Annotated in this window: 12 protein-coding genes; 6 read left to right on the top strand and 6 right to left on the bottom strand. The window is 59.7% G+C overall.

Annotated features, from left to right (window positions below; translation table 11 throughout):
• Positions 1–113 precede the first annotated feature (113 nt).
• Entirely contained in the window at positions 114–1,019 is a 906-nt protein-coding gene (locus tag NTD81_RS00920) for an acyltransferase (protein ID WP_262178473.1), read from the top strand.
• Between the two features lie 159 nt (positions 1,020–1,178).
• On the opposite strand, the gene NTD81_RS00915 is transcribed toward NTD81_RS00920, so the two are convergent.
• Together NTD81_RS00915 and NTD81_RS00910 are read right to left on the bottom strand one after the other, a co-directional pair.
• The gene (locus tag NTD81_RS00915) at positions 1,179–1,835 is read right to left on the bottom strand and encodes an OmpA family protein (protein WP_262178471.1); all 657 of its coding nucleotides are present in this window, start codon (positions 1,833–1,835) and stop codon (positions 1,179–1,181) included.
• 109 nt (positions 1,836–1,944) lie between these two features.
• On the bottom strand, positions 1,945–2,589 hold the full coding sequence (locus tag NTD81_RS00910; protein WP_262178469.1) for an MBL fold metallo-hydrolase: 645 nt from the start codon (positions 2,587–2,589) through the stop codon (positions 1,945–1,947).
• Between the two features lie 410 nt (positions 2,590–2,999).
• Between NTD81_RS00910 and NTD81_RS00905 the strand changes: the two genes are divergently transcribed.
• The 5 genes from NTD81_RS00905 to NTD81_RS00885 all read left to right on the top strand — a co-directional run bounded on the left by NTD81_RS00905 (position 3,000) and on the right by NTD81_RS00885 (position 9,128).
• Complete coding sequence (locus NTD81_RS00905) at positions 3,000–4,217, top strand: MFS transporter (RefSeq protein ID WP_262178467.1); 1,218 nt, start codon at positions 3,000–3,002, stop codon at positions 4,215–4,217.
• 257 nt (positions 4,218–4,474) lie between these two features.
• The gene (locus NTD81_RS00900) at positions 4,475–4,909 is read left to right on the top strand and encodes a hypothetical protein (protein WP_262178465.1); all 435 of its coding nucleotides are present in this window, start codon (positions 4,475–4,477) and stop codon (positions 4,907–4,909) included.
• Between the two features lie 100 nt (positions 4,910–5,009).
• Complete coding sequence (locus tag NTD81_RS00895) at positions 5,010–6,452, top strand: DUF1254 domain-containing protein (RefSeq protein WP_262178463.1); 1,443 nt, start codon at positions 5,010–5,012, stop codon at positions 6,450–6,452.
• Positions 6,453–6,454: 2 nt separating this feature from the next.
• The gene (locus NTD81_RS00890) at positions 6,455–7,849 is read left to right on the top strand and encodes a DUF1254 domain-containing protein (RefSeq protein WP_262178461.1); all 1,395 of its coding nucleotides are present in this window, start codon (positions 6,455–6,457) and stop codon (positions 7,847–7,849) included.
• Between the two features lie 214 nt (positions 7,850–8,063).
• Complete coding sequence (locus tag NTD81_RS00885) at positions 8,064–9,128, top strand: AraC family transcriptional regulator (RefSeq protein ID WP_262178459.1); 1,065 nt, start codon at positions 8,064–8,066, stop codon at positions 9,126–9,128.
• Here NTD81_RS00885 and NTD81_RS00880 read toward each other — a convergent pair.
• The 4 genes from NTD81_RS00880 to NTD81_RS00865 all read right to left on the bottom strand — a co-directional run bounded on the left by NTD81_RS00880 (position 9,125) and on the right by NTD81_RS00865 (position 14,741).
• Positions 9,125–9,892 (bottom strand): alpha/beta hydrolase, encoded by a 768-nt coding sequence (locus NTD81_RS00880; RefSeq protein WP_262178457.1) that lies wholly within the window; start codon positions 9,890–9,892, stop codon positions 9,125–9,127. The two genes, NTD81_RS00885 and NTD81_RS00880, sit on opposite strands and share 4 nt — an antisense overlap.
• Positions 9,893–9,937: 45 nt before the next feature.
• On the bottom strand, positions 9,938–11,395 hold the full coding sequence (locus tag NTD81_RS00875; RefSeq protein WP_262178455.1) for a flavin-containing monooxygenase: 1,458 nt from the start codon (positions 11,393–11,395) through the stop codon (positions 9,938–9,940).
• A gap of 183 nt (positions 11,396–11,578) precedes the next feature.
• Positions 11,579–12,946, bottom strand: a complete 1,368-nt coding sequence (locus NTD81_RS00870) for a DUF1329 domain-containing protein (protein ID WP_262178453.1) — start codon at positions 12,944–12,946, stop codon at positions 11,579–11,581.
• A 19-nt stretch (positions 12,947–12,965) separates the two neighbouring features.
• Positions 12,966–14,741, bottom strand: a complete 1,776-nt coding sequence (locus tag NTD81_RS00865) for a DUF1302 domain-containing protein (protein ID WP_262178451.1) — start codon at positions 14,739–14,741, stop codon at positions 12,966–12,968.
• Positions 14,742–14,783: the final 42 nt, after the last annotated feature.

Raw genomic sequence — 14,783 nt, 5'->3', positions numbered from 1 at the left:
GCTTGCAGTTCAGTGCACAGACGTTACCCTGTGCGCCGAACTTTCTATGGCAAGACGCCATAGCCATTACAAAAACTGCGGGCCTAAGCCCCCACCCCGAGACGTTCGCCCCCATGCTGCACTTCCTGCCTGCCCCCGTGCGCGGCCTGATAGCTTGTTTGCTCCTCGCACTGAATACCCTGATTTGCTGTTGGCCACTGTTTTTTGTGGCCCTGCTCAAATTGCTCATCCCCGTGCCAGTCGTACAACGCGCCCTGCGCTTTGTGATGCATGGCATTGCCGAGTTTTGGATTGGCACCAATAACTTCTGGATCAACCTGGTTGGCCAGACCCAATGGCACGTCAGTGGCCGTGGCAGCCTGGATAACCAACACTCCTACCTCGTCACCAGTAACCACCAAAGCTGGGTGGATATTCTGGTGCTGCAATACCAGCTCAACCGCCGCATGCCGCTGCTGAAGTTCTTCCTCAAACAAGAACTGATCTGGGTACCGGTGATTGGCCTTTGCTGGTGGGCGCTGGAGTTCCCCTTTATGAAGCGCTTCAGCAAGGAGTACCTGGCCAAGCACCCGGAGAAGGCCGGCGAAGATTTAGCCACCACGCGCAAAGCCTGCGAGCGCTACAAAACCAATCCGGTGTCGGTGTTTAACTTCCTCGAAGGCACCCGTCTGACCCCCGCCAAGCACGCGCAGCAGCAATCGCCGTTTAAGCATTTGCTTAAGCCTAAGGCGGGCGGTATTGCCTTTGTGTTGGATGCCATGGGCGAGCAGTTGCACAGCTTGGTCAACGTCACCATTCACTACCCGCAAGGCAACCCCGGCTTCTGGGACTTACTCAGCGGGCGCATCCCGCAGGTGGTGGTGCATTTTGAAGAGCTGCCGATCCCCGCAGAATTTATCGGCGGCAACTACGACAAAGACCCGGTCTACCGGCAGAACTTCCAGAATTGGGTCAACCAACTCTGGCAAGCCAAAGACGCCCAGCTGGAACAACTGCATCAGCAATATCCCCCGCGTTAAACCAACACCCGCCGAACTGGCGGGTGTTTTCTTTGCGGTTCGCGCTGGCCACAGTACTTGCCTGCAACAGCAGAGGATAAGTCTTTAGGCGAGCGGCACCGATAAATCGCGGGCAGAAAAAAACGCGCCCAGTTGCCTGAGCGCGTTTTTTGAGGGGGATTACAGCGGACGCAGGTTGATCTCTACCCGACGGTTCTGTGCACGCCCAGCCTCGGTGGTGTTGCTGGCGATTGGCTGGCTAGAGCCCGCGCCGTACGCCGACAGACGCGAAGCCGCAACACCGTTAGCGCTCAGGTAAGACGAGACACTCTGCGCACGGCGGTTGGACAGGTTGTTGTTCAGCTCAGTCGAACCGGTGCTATCGGTGTAACCGACGATATCCACGCCATTCTTATCAAACTCTTTAAACACCAAGACCAGGGAATTCAGGGTTGGGTAGAAGCTGCTGGAAATATCCGCCGAGTTGCTGGCGAAGGTGATATTGCCCGGCATGATCAGCTTCAGATCGTTACCGTTACGCTGCACCTGGACGCCAGTACCTTGCAGGGTCTGCCGCAGTTTGGCTTCTTGGGTGTCGGCGTAATAGCCGTAGCCGCCACCGGCTGCACCACCAACTGCCGCACCGATCAGCGCGCCCTTGCCGCGATCCTTCTTGCTCGAAGTCGCCGCGCCCACCAGCGCCCCGGCCACAGCGCCGACGCCGCCATAAATACCCGCCTTGCTGGCTTCACTCTCGCCCGTATAAGGGTTGTTCGTGCACCCCGCGAGGACACTCAGACCCAAAACCGCCACTGCTAGATTTCGCCAAAATTTCATCGGATGTTTCCTTAAACTTAAAATCAATACGGGTTAACCGTGCCTTTCGACCGCGGGGAAAAACGAAGTTCAGTAGAACGGCACCTAAGTCTCGAAAATCTGCGGCTGATCAAGCACGGATAAAGGGATTTTCGCGCATTTCATCCCCCAAGCGGGTATCCGGACCGTGCCCCGTCACCACCGTGGCCTCTTCATCCAGAGTGTATAGACGCTGCTTGATCGAGCGCTCGATGGTGTCGTAGTCCCCACCCCACAAATCAGTACGGCCAATGCCGCGGCGGAACAGGGTGTCGCCGGCAATCAGCAGCTTGGCCTCTGGGAACCAAAAACTCATCGAGCCAGGGGTATGCCCCGGCGTATGCAGCGCCACCCCGCAACCACAGTCCAGCGCCTGATCGTCAGCCAACCACTGATCCGGCGCCGGCACCGGCGTGTAGGGCACGCCGAACATGCGGCACTGCATCTCCAGGTTATCCCAGAGAAACTGATCTTCTTTATGCAGATGCAGGCTCGCCCCAGTCAGCTCCTTCATCTGCCCCGAGGCGAGAAAGTGATCCAGATGGGCATGGGTATGAATGATGCTCACCACCTGCAAGCCATGGGCCTGCAGCCGCGCCATGATCACCTCCGGATTACCACCCGGGTCAACCACAATGGCCTTCTTGGTGAGCGGATCACCAATGATGGTGCAGTTACACTGCAACGGGCCTACGGGGAAGGTTTCGCGTATTAGTGCGGGCTGGGGGGCGTCCATGGGGATTCCTGTAGGATTGATGACATAATTTTGGCATAGCCCGGTTAGAGATGGCGACGTTCAGCAAGAAGGGCCTTTACCGGTGGTATGGGCCAATCAGGCGTAAAGGGTGGCCCCAATAGACCCGCCGATTCAATTGGGCTGCTCCGTTACCCCGCGCAGTCTACCGCGCGGGCCAACAGCTTCAGGCGCTACTGGCGATGGGGCCGCCGCCATGAATGGCCCGCTACGGCTCGGGTGTAGCCGGATGAGTTCTGGCCAGTCAACGGCCGAAGAGGTACTAGCCCCCCAGACTTATCGGCATCGAGCAAAAGAAATCCGTGCACCTCGGCGTAAAGCTCTGGCGCAGCGCGGCCACGGCGGTAAGAATGGCCGTCCTTCGCCCCTGTCACTTGCATGGATGCTGTGTCATGTCTAGCTCTACCGCTTCCTCCGCCCCACCTGTCGCGACCTCTGCGAATAGCGCCAACCCCTTAGTGCTGCGGATCATTGCCGCTTGTGCCCTGGCCCACCTGATCAACGACCTGATCCAGGCAGTGTTGCCGGCGATCTACCCGATGCTCAAGGCCAACTACGGTCTGAGCTTTACCCAGATTGGTCTGATCACCCTGACCTTTCAGATGACGGCCTCACTGCTCCAGCCTTGGGTCGGCTATCACACCGATCGGCATCCCAAACCCTGGCTGTTGCCGGCGGGGATGGTGTGCACCTTGATTGGCATTCTACTGTTGGCTTTTGTCGGCAGTTTCCCGGCAATTTTGCTGGCTTCGGCGTTGGTAGGGATTGGCTCGTCGACCTTCCACCCGGAGACTTCGCGGGTGGCGCGCCTGGCCTCCGGTGGGCGGTTTGGCTTGGCCCAGTCGACCTTCCAGGTCGGTGGTAACGCCGGCAGTGCCTTCGGCCCGCTGCTCGCGGCGGCGATCATCATTCCCTACGGTCAGGGCCATGTCGCCTGGTTCGGTTTGTTCGCCGTGGCCGCCATTGGCGTGCTGTATGGCTTAAGCCGCTGGTACCGGCAGCACCTGAATCTGTTCAAGCTCAAGGCCGGTGCTAAGGCGACCCACGGCTTGTCGAAAGCACGGGTCAACGGCGCATTAGCCGTGCTGGCGCTGCTGGTGTTCTCCAAGTACTTCTACATGGCCAGCTTCACCAGCTACTTCACTTTCTATCTGATTGAGAAGTTCCACCTGTCAATCGCCAGCTCCCAGTGGCACTTGTTTCTGTTCCTTGCTGCGGTAGCTGCCGGCACCTTTATCGGTGGGCCGGTGGGGGATCGGATCGGGCGTAAGACGGTGATTTGGATCTCCATCTTAGGCGTGGCACCGTTCAGCATCGCCCTGCCCTATGCCGACCTGTTCTGGACCGGTGTGCTGAGCATGCTGATTGGCTTTATTCTGGCCTCGGCCTTCTCGGCCATCGTGGTGTTCGCCCAAGAACTGGTGCCGGGCAATGTCGGCATGATCGCCGGGTTGTTCTTCGGCCTGATGTTCGGCATCGGCGGTATCGGTGCCGCGCTGGTCGGTCACCTGGCCGACAGTCATGGCATCGAGTATGTGTTCGGCCTGTGCTCTTACCTGCCGCTGCTGGGTATTCTCACCATTCTGTTGCCCTCCACCAAGGGCGTATGAGGCGTACGCCAGCGTGCCGGCAGGGCACGCTGGCGATCTAGTTGGCCATTCGCCACACACTTCTGCCCCTTCCTCTCGCGCCATTTAGACCCAGCCTTGACCGCTGGGCGCTTAATCGGCGTGCTGACAGATGTCATCAATTCACTGTCACCTTAGGTCAAGTATTTCTAGACCCTTAGCGCGCATACTCGGGCCTTACTCTTCCCACTCTCTGTCCACCCCGCTGCGGCACATTGCGGCTCTGCCTAAGGATGACGATGCCCGACTTGATGATGGCTGAGCCGCCCAGCATCACCCTAATCATGGCGCACGCCGAGCAAACGGCGCGGCACTGCGCCGTGGCGGGCTCGGTACGCATCTTTCATAGCCCCCATAACCGCCTGAACCCTGAGCCCATCGTCTACGGCAGCAATCACCCGGGCGACCGCCCCCTGTTGGTCGGCTGCCGATTTATTCCGCTACTGCAGCACATCCGCAGCACCGTGCTGCAAAGCCTGATCAGCACGGAGATAGTGCAGCGCCAGCCGGGCAGCCAGCCGGATCGACAACCACGGCGCAACGCTCTACAAGGCCGCGTCCCCGACGCCTGCGTAGTGCATGAAGCCCTGCCACACAGCGCCACCGCCACGATCGACAAGCGCGCTTTACGCCACCAATACGCCGAGGCGCATTGGAACGAACTGCTGGCTTAGCCGCTAGAACGTGCCCCGGCGAACCAGTCGGGGCGTGTCAGGCCAGCGTCCCAAGCTGTGCGCTATGCGCAGCTTTTTCAGCCGCAATAACGAGGTACTTATGCGTCTAAAAATCTTTGCCCTACCCTTCACCCTCGCCCTGGGACTGACCGCCAACCTGGCCGCCGCCAATGACCCAGTCCCACAGCCAGGCGTGCAATTGGATGACGTGGCATTTCAGGCCTTAGCCCGCGACGCTTACTTGTATGCCTACCCCTTGGTGACCATGGACCTGACCATGCGTCAGGCCACCAACACCGCTGATGCCAGCAGTCAGGCGCGACGCGCCCCCCTTAATCAGTTCGCCCACTACCGCCAGTACCCCGATGCGAACGCCAAAGACGTGGTGCGTTTTAACTTCGACACGCTGTACTCCTTAGCCTGGGTCGACAGCAAAAAAGAACCGGTAATTCTGACCATCCCCGACAGCCACGGCCGCTATTACCTGGCGCCGATGCTGGACATGTGGACTGATGTATTCGCTGTCCCCGGCACCCGCACCACGGCGAACAAGCCCGGCAACTATGCCATCACCAGCCCTGGCTGGCAGGGCCAGTTGCCGGCTGGCGTTGAGCAGATCAAAGCCCCGACCTCGATGGTCTGGCTCATCACCCGGATCAAGACTGACGGCCCGGCAGACTATGCCAACGTGCATCAGTTCCAGGACGGCCTCAAGCTGACCCCGCTAAGCGCCTGGGGCACTGACTACCAAGCCCCCAGCGCTCTGCCGCTGGACCCAGCAGTCGATAATCAAACGCCACCGCAGCAGCAGGTCAACAGCATGGATGGCCTGCAATTGCTGACGCGTTTCAGCCAACTGCTCAAAGACTATCCGCCGCACTACAACGACTACCCGATCCTGTACCGTCTGCGGGCCTTAGGCTTGGCCCCTGGCCAAGAGTTTGACCCCAGCCGCTTCAGCACCCAGCAATTGCAGGTACTGCGTGACACAGCCAAGAGCAGCCAGCAAGAGTTGCTGCAAGCGGTGCAAAACGCCGAGATTGGCAAGGTGGCCAACGGCTGGAACTGGGCTGACAACTTGGGCAGTTACGGCACCGACTACCGCCGCCGGGCGCTGGTGGCCCTCGCCGGTTTGGGCGCCAACCTGGCGGAAGATGCGATCTACCCCAATGGTTTCGCCGATGCCGACGGTAAGCCCTACTCCGGGCAAAACAACTATGTACTGCGCTTCGAGGCTGACCAACTGCCACCTGCCGAGGCCTTCTGGTCGCTGACCATGTACGACCCCCAGGGTTTTCAGGTGCGCAACCCGATCAATCGCTTCGCCATCGGCAGTTACGACAAACTTAAGTACGGTGCTGACGGCTCACTCGAGCTGTATCTGCAACAACACAATCCAGGCGCCGACAAAGCCAGCAACTGGCTGCCCAGCCCGGCTGAGGGTTTCCAACTGACACTGCGCTTGTATTCACCCAAAGCCAGCGTGCTCAAAGGCCAATGGCAGCCGCCAGCGGTACACAAAGTCCAAACGCCAGGGAGCTAAACATGCGAAACCTAATCAGCGCGTCACTGCTGGGCTTGAGTTTGAGTCTGCCACTGGTCGTACAGGGCGAAGTTAAAATCGCCCCTGAAGAACTGCAAGACATCGCCCGCGATGCCTATATCTATGCCTACCCGCTGGTGCTGATGCAGCTCACCCGCGAAGTCGGCACCAATGTCAGCCAACCCACCGGCCTGCGCGCGCCGCTCAACCAGCTGGCCCATGGCCGCGCCTTCCCGGATGAGAAGTTCACCGACGTGGTGCGACCTAACGCCGACACCCTGTACAGCGTCTTGAGCTTCGATGTCAGCCAGGAGCCGCTCGTGCTGCACGTGCCCGACTCGCAAGGGCGCTACTACATGCTGACCCTGCAAGACTGGTGGACCGATGTATTCGCCGCCCCCGGCACCCGTACCAGCGGTAGCGGCGAGCAAACCTTGGCGATTGTCGGGCCTAACTGGCACGGCACCCTGCCCGCGGGTGTGCGCCTGTATCGCAGCCCCACTAACGACGGCATGATGATTGGCCGCACGCGCACCAATGGCAAAGCCGATTACGCGTCGGTACACCAGTTTCAAGATGGCATCCAAGCCTATCCCCTGAGCGCCTATGGCAAAACCTATACAGCGGCGCAAGGTAAGGTTGATCCGCAGCTGGATATGCGCGCGCCGCCGGTGCAAGTCGAGGCCATGAGTGCCGCGCAGTTCTTCAAGCGCTTCGGCCAATTACTGGCGAACAACCCACCCCATGCGACCGACTACCCGATCCTTGATCGCATGCAGCGTCTGGGCCTGAAAGTCGGCGAGCCATTTGACCTCAGCAAGCTATCCAGCGCCGTGCAGCAAGCGCTGAACGACGCACCGCAGCAAGCCTTGCCGATGATCAAAAGCGCCTTCCGCAACTCCGGGGTACAAGCTAACGGGTGGCAGACCAACCTCACCGCCATCGGTACTTATGGCTCGGACTATCTGCACCGTGCCGGCGTGGCCTACGCCGGGCTAGGCGCCAACGTGATCGAGGACGCGATTTACCCCACCGCCTACAGCGATGCTCAAGGCCAGCCCCTGCACAGCGACAAGCGTTATGTCATGCACTTCAGTGCCGAGCAATTACCGCCAAGCCGGGGCTTTTGGTCGTTGACCATGTACGACGAGCGTCAGTTGTTCAGCGCCAACGACCTGCAACGCTTTGCCATCGGCGACCGCGACCCGCTTAAATTCAACCCCGACGGCTCGCTGGATCTGTACATTCAGCGCGAAGCCCCCACCAAAGGCTTGCACACGAACTGGCTGCCAGCGCCGGCCAGCGGCAGTTTCAGCATGAATATGCGCCTGTATTGGCCTAAGGCGGCGGCCCTCGATGGGCGCTGGACACCGCCACCTGTGCAACCAGTGCAATAACCCCGAGCGCGCGCTGGCGGACAGCGCGCGACTTCCTCCCTGCGTCAAGGCAAAAGATGGCAACAAGCCACCAGCCCTATCGCGAAAAGCCCATGCTAGAGCCTCCGCACAGAATGAGCAGGCAGTGACTGAGTTGGCATAGGCTTAAGTTGACAGATTGCTGGACGAGCTAGAGACTCGCCCAAGGACAAGCCCAACGCATAAGGTGGACTGATTGCTGATAAGCCAAGTGACTGCCTTTATTCGTGTCTCCGCACTGAATGGCATCGCCGAATTTGCGGCTACGCAAAACCTGGCCATAGAGCAACTTCTCGAAGCAGTGGAGCTCCCCAGCGACGCCCTGCAATATCCGGAAAGTTTTATCCCCTACCGCAAGTTTGCCGCCCTGCTCGATGCCGGCGCGCAGCGCACCGACAACCCACTGTTTGGTCTGCAATTTGGCCTGCATCAAGGGGTCGCTGCGTTAGGCCCGATGTTTTATCTGATTCGCAATGCGGCCAATGTCGGCGAAGCACTCAATGAGCTGTCTCGCTATTTTCATCTGCACTCCAGCTCTTCGCGCCTGCGCGTGACCCAGGAAGGTGAACACGCGCTGTTCCACTACGATGCCGATGACGTCAAGGATGTGCCCAGCCACCGCATCGTCGTCGAACTGGTGGTAGGCACCGCGACCCACTTGATGCGCGCCCTGCTCGGCAGTCGCTGGCAACCGCAGGCTTTGCTGCTGCAGCACGCACCACTGCGCCCGCCGCAGGCCTATCACCGCTTATTGGGGATCACCCCGCAGTTCAATGCGCCGTATAACGCGTGGGTGTTTGACGCCAAGTTACTGCAAGCGCCGCTAGGTGGCGGGGACCCGGAGTTGCGCAAGCTGATTCAGCAGCACTTGGATAACCTCGACCGCATGGCCGTGCAGGAGCTGCCCAGCTATGTCAGCCAACTGCTACGCGACCTGCTGCCCAACGGCCGCACCTCGATTGAGCAAATCGCCGAGTACATGGACTTAGGCCCACGGACCTTACAGCGCTACTTGGCCGAGGAAGGCACTTCGTTCCAGCAATTGCTCGACGAAACCCGCCAGTCCATGGCCCAGCGTTACCTGACCGACTCCACCCTTAACCTGACCCATATGGCCGCCATGCTCGGTTACTCCGAACTAAGTGCCTTTACCCGGGCGTTCCGCCGTTGGTATGGGATGAGTCCTAAGCAATGGCGCGTGCAGCAGGCCGGAGGCAGCCGGCAGCTGCTGCGTAGCCCGCGCGGCAGCTATTGCGACTAGGCCAAGGGCGCGAGCTGCAAGCGCAGCCAGTTACTCACTTGCTGCACGTGGTCTTGCCAACCCGCCTCCCCTAGCAGCCAATGCGCATGGCGCGGGAACTCGCGGTAGTCCATGCGTGCGCCATAGAGCTGCGCCATCTTGCGGCTCACGCCAGGCGGGATAATCCGATCGCGGCCACCGGCGAGGGCCAGTATCGGGCAGTGCAGCCGATTGAGGTCGACGCGGTTGCTGCCCGCGGTGTTCAGCGGCCCATAACCGACGGCATAGGCGACCCGGCCGGACTCCGCAATTAACTGCTCATACAACGCCGGGCGCTGGCTAGCCGGCACCTGATTAAAGACCAGGTAATTGGCTTCCCACGGGGTTAAGCGAAAACTCTTGCGCCACAAGCCCCACTGCGCAAAAGGCCGCAGCAAGCCCGGCAGCATCACCGGGCGCAATGGGAAGATTTGCCCTGGCACGGCACTGTTGATCAGCACCAAGGCGCTGACCTCCACGTGCTGCGCCGCCAACTGCGCCAACAAGCCACCCAGCGAGTGGCCGATCAGCACCGGTCGCTGACAAGTGCGCGCCAACTTAACCACGGCATCCACATAACGCTGCAAAGGCATACCGGCCAATGCCTCATCGCTATCCTCAGGTGCATGTCCGGGCAAGTCCAAGCTCAGGCAATTAAAGCCCTGGCTGCGCAGGCTGGAAATCCAGTCCTGCCACACTTGCTGGCGTGACCACATACCGTGGATAAAAATTAAGTCGGCGTTCATCAGCAGCCTTTCCTTACATAGCTAACAGCTAACTGCCGCGCAGTCTCAAGCATGGCTAAAGTGCAGGGCATGATCTTGCAGCGGGTCTTTGAGCAGCATTTTTTGATCATCTTCAAAACTGTGCAGTACCCGCCACGGCAAGCTGCGCCCTTGGCGCGGCAAGAAGGCTTGGGCACGTTGCACATAACCGGATTGCAGCGAGCCCATCACGGTCTCGTTGGCCTGCAACTGACCGGCCGGGGCCACGGGCATGACCATGTCATAGCCAGTCTGCTCCATGTACTTAAACAACCGGCACAGGTAGCTGGCGGTCAGGTCCACTTTCAGTGTCCACGGCGCATTGGTGTAACCAAACACGAAGCCCATATTCGGCACGCCTTGCAGCATCGAGCCCTTATAGGTCATCAACTGCCCCGGCTCACGCGGCTCGCCATCAACCTTGAGGCTCATGCCGCCGCAGGTTTGCAGTTGCAGGCCCGTGGCGGTAACGATGATGTCGGCCGGCAGGTGTTCGCCGGATTTAAGCAGGATGCCGGTCTCGGTGAAGCAATCGATCTGGTCGGTCACCACACTGGCGCGACCTTCGCGCAGCACTTTAAATAAATCGGCGTCTGGCACCGCACAGATGCGCTCATCCCACGGCTGGTAGCGCGGGGTGAAGTGGCGCATATCGACCTGATCACCCAACTGTTTGCGCACTCCGCGCAGCAGCCAGGAACGCACCACGCTTGGGTAGCGCTTGGACAATTTATAGATAAAGCGCTGCATGCCGATGTTGCGCTTGCGCGCCAGGTTGTACACCCACTTCTGCGGCAGCACCTTGGCCAATACGGCGGAAATTTTGTCGTAGCCCGGCACGCTAAATACATAGCTCGGCGAGCGCTGCAGCATGGTCACGTGGGCCGCCTGCGCGGCCATGGCCGGCACCAATGTCACGGCCGTGGCGCCACTGCCGATCACCACCACGCGCTTGTCGCGGTAGTCGAGTTGTTCTGGCCATTGCTGCGGATGTACACGCACGCCTTGGAAGCGTTCTTCACCGGGGAAATTCGGCAAGTAACCGGCATCATGGTTGTAGTAGCCGGTGCAGCTGATGAGAAACTTGCAGGTGAATTGCCGCACTTGACCGCTGGCTTCGTCCAGGCAGCTCACCGACCATTGGCGCTCGCTGGTGCTCCAGCTGGCCTCGGTGGTTTTCAGGCCAAACAGCACTTTGCGTTCAAGGTCGTATTCACGAGCCGTTTCAGTGATGTAGTTACGGATCGCAGGGCCATCGGCGAGAACTTTAATTTCATTCCACGGCCGGAATGAGTAACCAAAACTGAACATATCCGAGTCAGAGCGGATGCCTGGGTAGCGGAACAAATCCCAGGTGCCGCCAATAGCTTTACGCCTTTCGATCAGGCCAATTTTGGCCTGCGGCATTTGCTCAGCCAAACGACAGGCCGTACCAACGCCAGACAACCCGGCACCAATAATCAGAACGTCATAGTGGTTGTGCATGCAATGCTCTCATCACTTAATTATTTGTTGAGCAGTATTGACAGCCTACGGTGCGACCACTTGACCTTGGCAGCCCAACATTTGACATTTAACGACAACGCACTATTTCTGCGACAAACGCCACCTCCCCCCAAGGTTCGGTGGCGGCCGAGCATGGCGCAATTGCCTGAGAAAGACTGGGTGTTAGCGCACGCCTGAGGTACGCAGCGCAGCTGGGGTGAAGTCGTTAGCCGAAGCCGGCACCCCGAAGCGCACCCACTGCGCCTCTTCGTTAATCATGCCGTACACCCCATAGCGGCCGGAGATCAAGTCGTAGAGTGCCTCAAAGGCATACCAAGGCGTTTGTGCGTGGTATTCCTGCAGGTGCATGGCCTGGCCGACGCGCCACAGTTGCCCGCGGCCGTCGTACAACTCCGAGGCAACGATGGTCCAGGAGTCCTCATCCATATAGAACCGGCGCTTGGCATACACATGGCGCATACCGGACTTCAGCGTACCCTCCACGACCCAGACACGGTGCAGCTCGTAGCGCGCCAAGTCCTGATTGGTGTGGCCGACTTGCAAGAGGTCAGCGTATTTGACCTTGGGTGAGGCCAGCTCGTAGTTGTTGTAAGGGATGTACAGCTCCTGCTTGCCGATCAGCTTCCAGTCGTAGCGATTCGGCGCACCGTTATACATGTCGAAGTCATCCGAGGCGCGGGTGCCATCGGCGTTGTTGCCGGGGCTGTCATAGGCCACCTGCGGCGCACGGCGCACCCGGCGCTGGCCGGGGTTGTACTGCCAGGCCATGCGTGCTTCTTTGACTTGATCGAGGGTGTCGTGCACCAGCAGCACGCTGCCAGCCAAACGCGCCGGCGCGGAGGTCACCGCCTTGAACACCAGCAACGTGTTGGCGGCTTTGTCGGCCGTCATATCCGGCAACCAAGCGGGAAATGCCACCTGGTCCTGAATACGCACGAGGGTGTAGTCGCCATTGCGCTGAGGGAAGGCATTGCTGGAGTCGCGCAGCACGTTGCCACCGCGATAACGGGTGATGTGGTTCCACACCGCCTCAAGGCCGGATTTGGGGATCGGGAAGGCCAATACCCGCGATTCGGCAAACCCTTGCAAGCCATTACCGCCATCGACCAGGCTGACTTTTTCCGCGCTTTTACGCACGGCGTCATAGATGTCTTGCGGCATGCTGACGCTGCGGTGGCTGGGGTAGACCTTCATCTGATAGGTCTCTGGGTAACGCTTAAACATCGCCAGCTGGCCGGGGTTAAGTTTGTCGCGATATTGCTCGGCGTTCTTCGCGGTAATCACCAACAGCGGCTGCTCACCGGCATAGGGGTTGGCTAGAAAACCCTGGCTGTCGACACTGCCGGCATCGGCCTTAAGCCCGCCCGTCCACGCGGGAATACTGCCATCGGCATTGCCCGCCTGCTCTGCGCCCAGGGGCGTCAGATTCTTGCCCAACTGGGCCACTTCTTGCGCCGTTGCTGCGGCCCAGGTGCTGCTGGTAAAGACACACAGCGCTAATGCGCCGGCGATTTTCATGCTGCTGTTCATCGCGGGTTCTCGCCTTAAATTAGAAGTTGACGCCGACGCTGAGCGCCAGGAAATCACGGTCAATTTGGTTGTTGTAATCGCCGCCGAAGAAGTCGGTATAAGCCAGGCTGGCGGTGTACAGGCTGCGGTAATCGGCATCGACACCCAGGCTGATGGCCTTAGAACCCTCGTTGAAGGTCGGCCCGTAACCATCCACGTCGTGGCTCCACGCCACATTCGGCTTGAGGTTGATACCGGCGAACACGTCGCTGTACTCGAGCATCCCGCGCAGGCGATAGCCCCAGGAGTTGGCGGTGTAAAAGCCCTGCTGGTGGGTGGCGCTGTAAGGCCCTACTTCGTTGATCCGGCCATAACGCAGCTCGCTGCGCGACTCCAGTGCGGCGACATGGGTCATGCCCACTTCCGCCACCAAGGCCAAGCGTTCAGCCCCCAGCACACGGTCAAAAAAGTGCGTCAGGGTGCTTTGCACTTGGCTGACTTCTTTGCGCCGGTAGCCCTTGATGTCGCTGTCGGCCATGCCTAAGGCGCCGTTCAGGCCACCACTGGCGCCAGCGGTGAGCACGGCAATCACCGGTGCGTTGGTGAGGTCGATGGAGTTGAGCGCCAAGGGCATATTCGGCCGGTAGCTCAGCTCACCGGACCAGGCAGTGCCGGTAGGCAACGTGGTAGCGAAGCTCAAGCCATACAGACGGATATCTTCCGGGTACTCGAAGAAGTACTGGCTGTTGCCCAGCAGCGAGCTTTGCGCCATGGGCCCCAACGGGCCACCGGGCATCATCAGCCCCTGCAACACCGCGGCGCGGTCCGGCGTGCTCATGCCCAGGTAAGGCATGCGACTGTGGTAGTTCATGGCATAGGCGGCGTACTCGGTATCGTCGCCCAACCAGCGCAGAGCCAAGCCCCACTGGCCGCTGTTGCGCGCATCACGGTCGGCGCCGCGCGGTACGATCAGCCCCTCTTCGGTCATCTGCACATTCATTAAGTCGGCATAGGGCAACAAACCGTTCACCGCCGCCGGCAGGCCCACGGTGAAGTTATCGGTGCAGCCATCGGCAATGGTGTCGGCGCCAAAGAAGGTGCCGCAGTTGTCGACCACGGTCTGCTGCCAATCGATTTGGTAAAACATCTCAGCCGACAATTGCTCAGTCAGGCCCTGGGAGACAAACAGCATGTTGACCGGGATCAGGCCTTCCTTAATTTCCGCCCCAGGCCGGCGCAGTGCCGCTACATCCAATGGGTTGATGGCATTGATGCTGTTGCCGATAAAGGTGCTTTCGCCCCAACTGACCACCTGCTTACCCACACGCACGCTGCCGGGCAGGCTGTCAATGCTGTAGTTGTGGTAGAGGAAGGCATCGAGCATCTCGATACCCGAGGACTGCGCGCCCTCTTTGCGGTTGTGATCGCTGATGTCCTTATGCGGGCGGTTTTCGTCTTTGAGCTCAAAGTCGTACCAATACTTGCCGCGTAAAAACACGCCACTGTCGCCGTACTTCAACTCCAGGTCGTGCAGGCCTTTGAAGATTTTGGAGAAGGTTTCGCCCTTCTTGAAGTTCAGCCGGCCATCATCGTTAGCCGAGGCATTACTGTGGCCGCCGTTGACCTGGCCGACCAGATCCGGATCGGCGCCACGCATCGACCAACTGGCGCCCAGGGATAACGAAGTGTCCAGCTGGCCTTCGATTTCGCCGATGTTAAAGCTCGCGGCCTGAGTGGGACTTAGGTTGAAACTGTGCAGCAAGACAACGCCCAGCAAAGGGGTCGCCCAAGGTTTACGCCATTTTGTTGTTGTCATTGGCTGGTTACTCGGTTGAGGAAAAACCGCCTCAACATACCC

The organism is Pseudomonas sp. 5P_3.1_Bac2 (genome assembly GCF_025465995.1).
In the GTDB taxonomy this organism is placed as follows: domain Bacteria; phylum Pseudomonadota; class Gammaproteobacteria; order Pseudomonadales; family Pseudomonadaceae; genus Aquipseudomonas.
Note: the sequence above shows the minus strand (reverse complement) of the source record. Positions and strands in the feature narration are given on the sequence as shown.

Coding starts and splice junctions, on each gene's coding strand:
- NTD81_RS00895 (WP_262178463.1), top strand. CDS start 5,010: ATGCGTCTAAAAATCTTTGCCCTACCCTTCACCCTCGCCCTGGGACTG.
- NTD81_RS00890 (WP_262178461.1), top strand. CDS start 6,455: ATGCGAAACCTAATCAGCGCGTCACTGCTGGGCTTGAGTTTGAGTCTG.
- NTD81_RS00865 (WP_262178451.1), bottom strand. CDS start 14,741: ATGACAACAACAAAATGGCGTAAACCTTGGGCGACCCCTTTGCTGGGC.
- NTD81_RS00905 (WP_262178467.1), top strand. CDS start 3,000: ATGTCTAGCTCTACCGCTTCCTCCGCCCCACCTGTCGCGACCTCTGCG.
- NTD81_RS00900 (WP_262178465.1), top strand. CDS start 4,475: ATGCCCGACTTGATGATGGCTGAGCCGCCCAGCATCACCCTAATCATG.
- NTD81_RS00870 (WP_262178453.1), bottom strand. CDS start 12,946: ATGAACAGCAGCATGAAAATCGCCGGCGCATTAGCGCTGTGTGTCTTT.
- NTD81_RS00880 (WP_262178457.1), bottom strand. CDS start 9,892: ATGAACGCCGACTTAATTTTTATCCACGGTATGTGGTCACGCCAGCAA.
- NTD81_RS00875 (WP_262178455.1), bottom strand. CDS start 11,395: ATGCACAACCACTATGACGTTCTGATTATTGGTGCCGGGTTGTCTGGC.
- NTD81_RS00920 (WP_262178473.1), top strand. CDS start 114: ATGCTGCACTTCCTGCCTGCCCCCGTGCGCGGCCTGATAGCTTGTTTG.
- NTD81_RS00910 (WP_262178469.1), bottom strand. CDS start 2,589: ATGGACGCCCCCCAGCCCGCACTAATACGCGAAACCTTCCCCGTAGGC.
- NTD81_RS00915 (WP_262178471.1), bottom strand. CDS start 1,835: ATGAAATTTTGGCGAAATCTAGCAGTGGCGGTTTTGGGTCTGAGTGTC.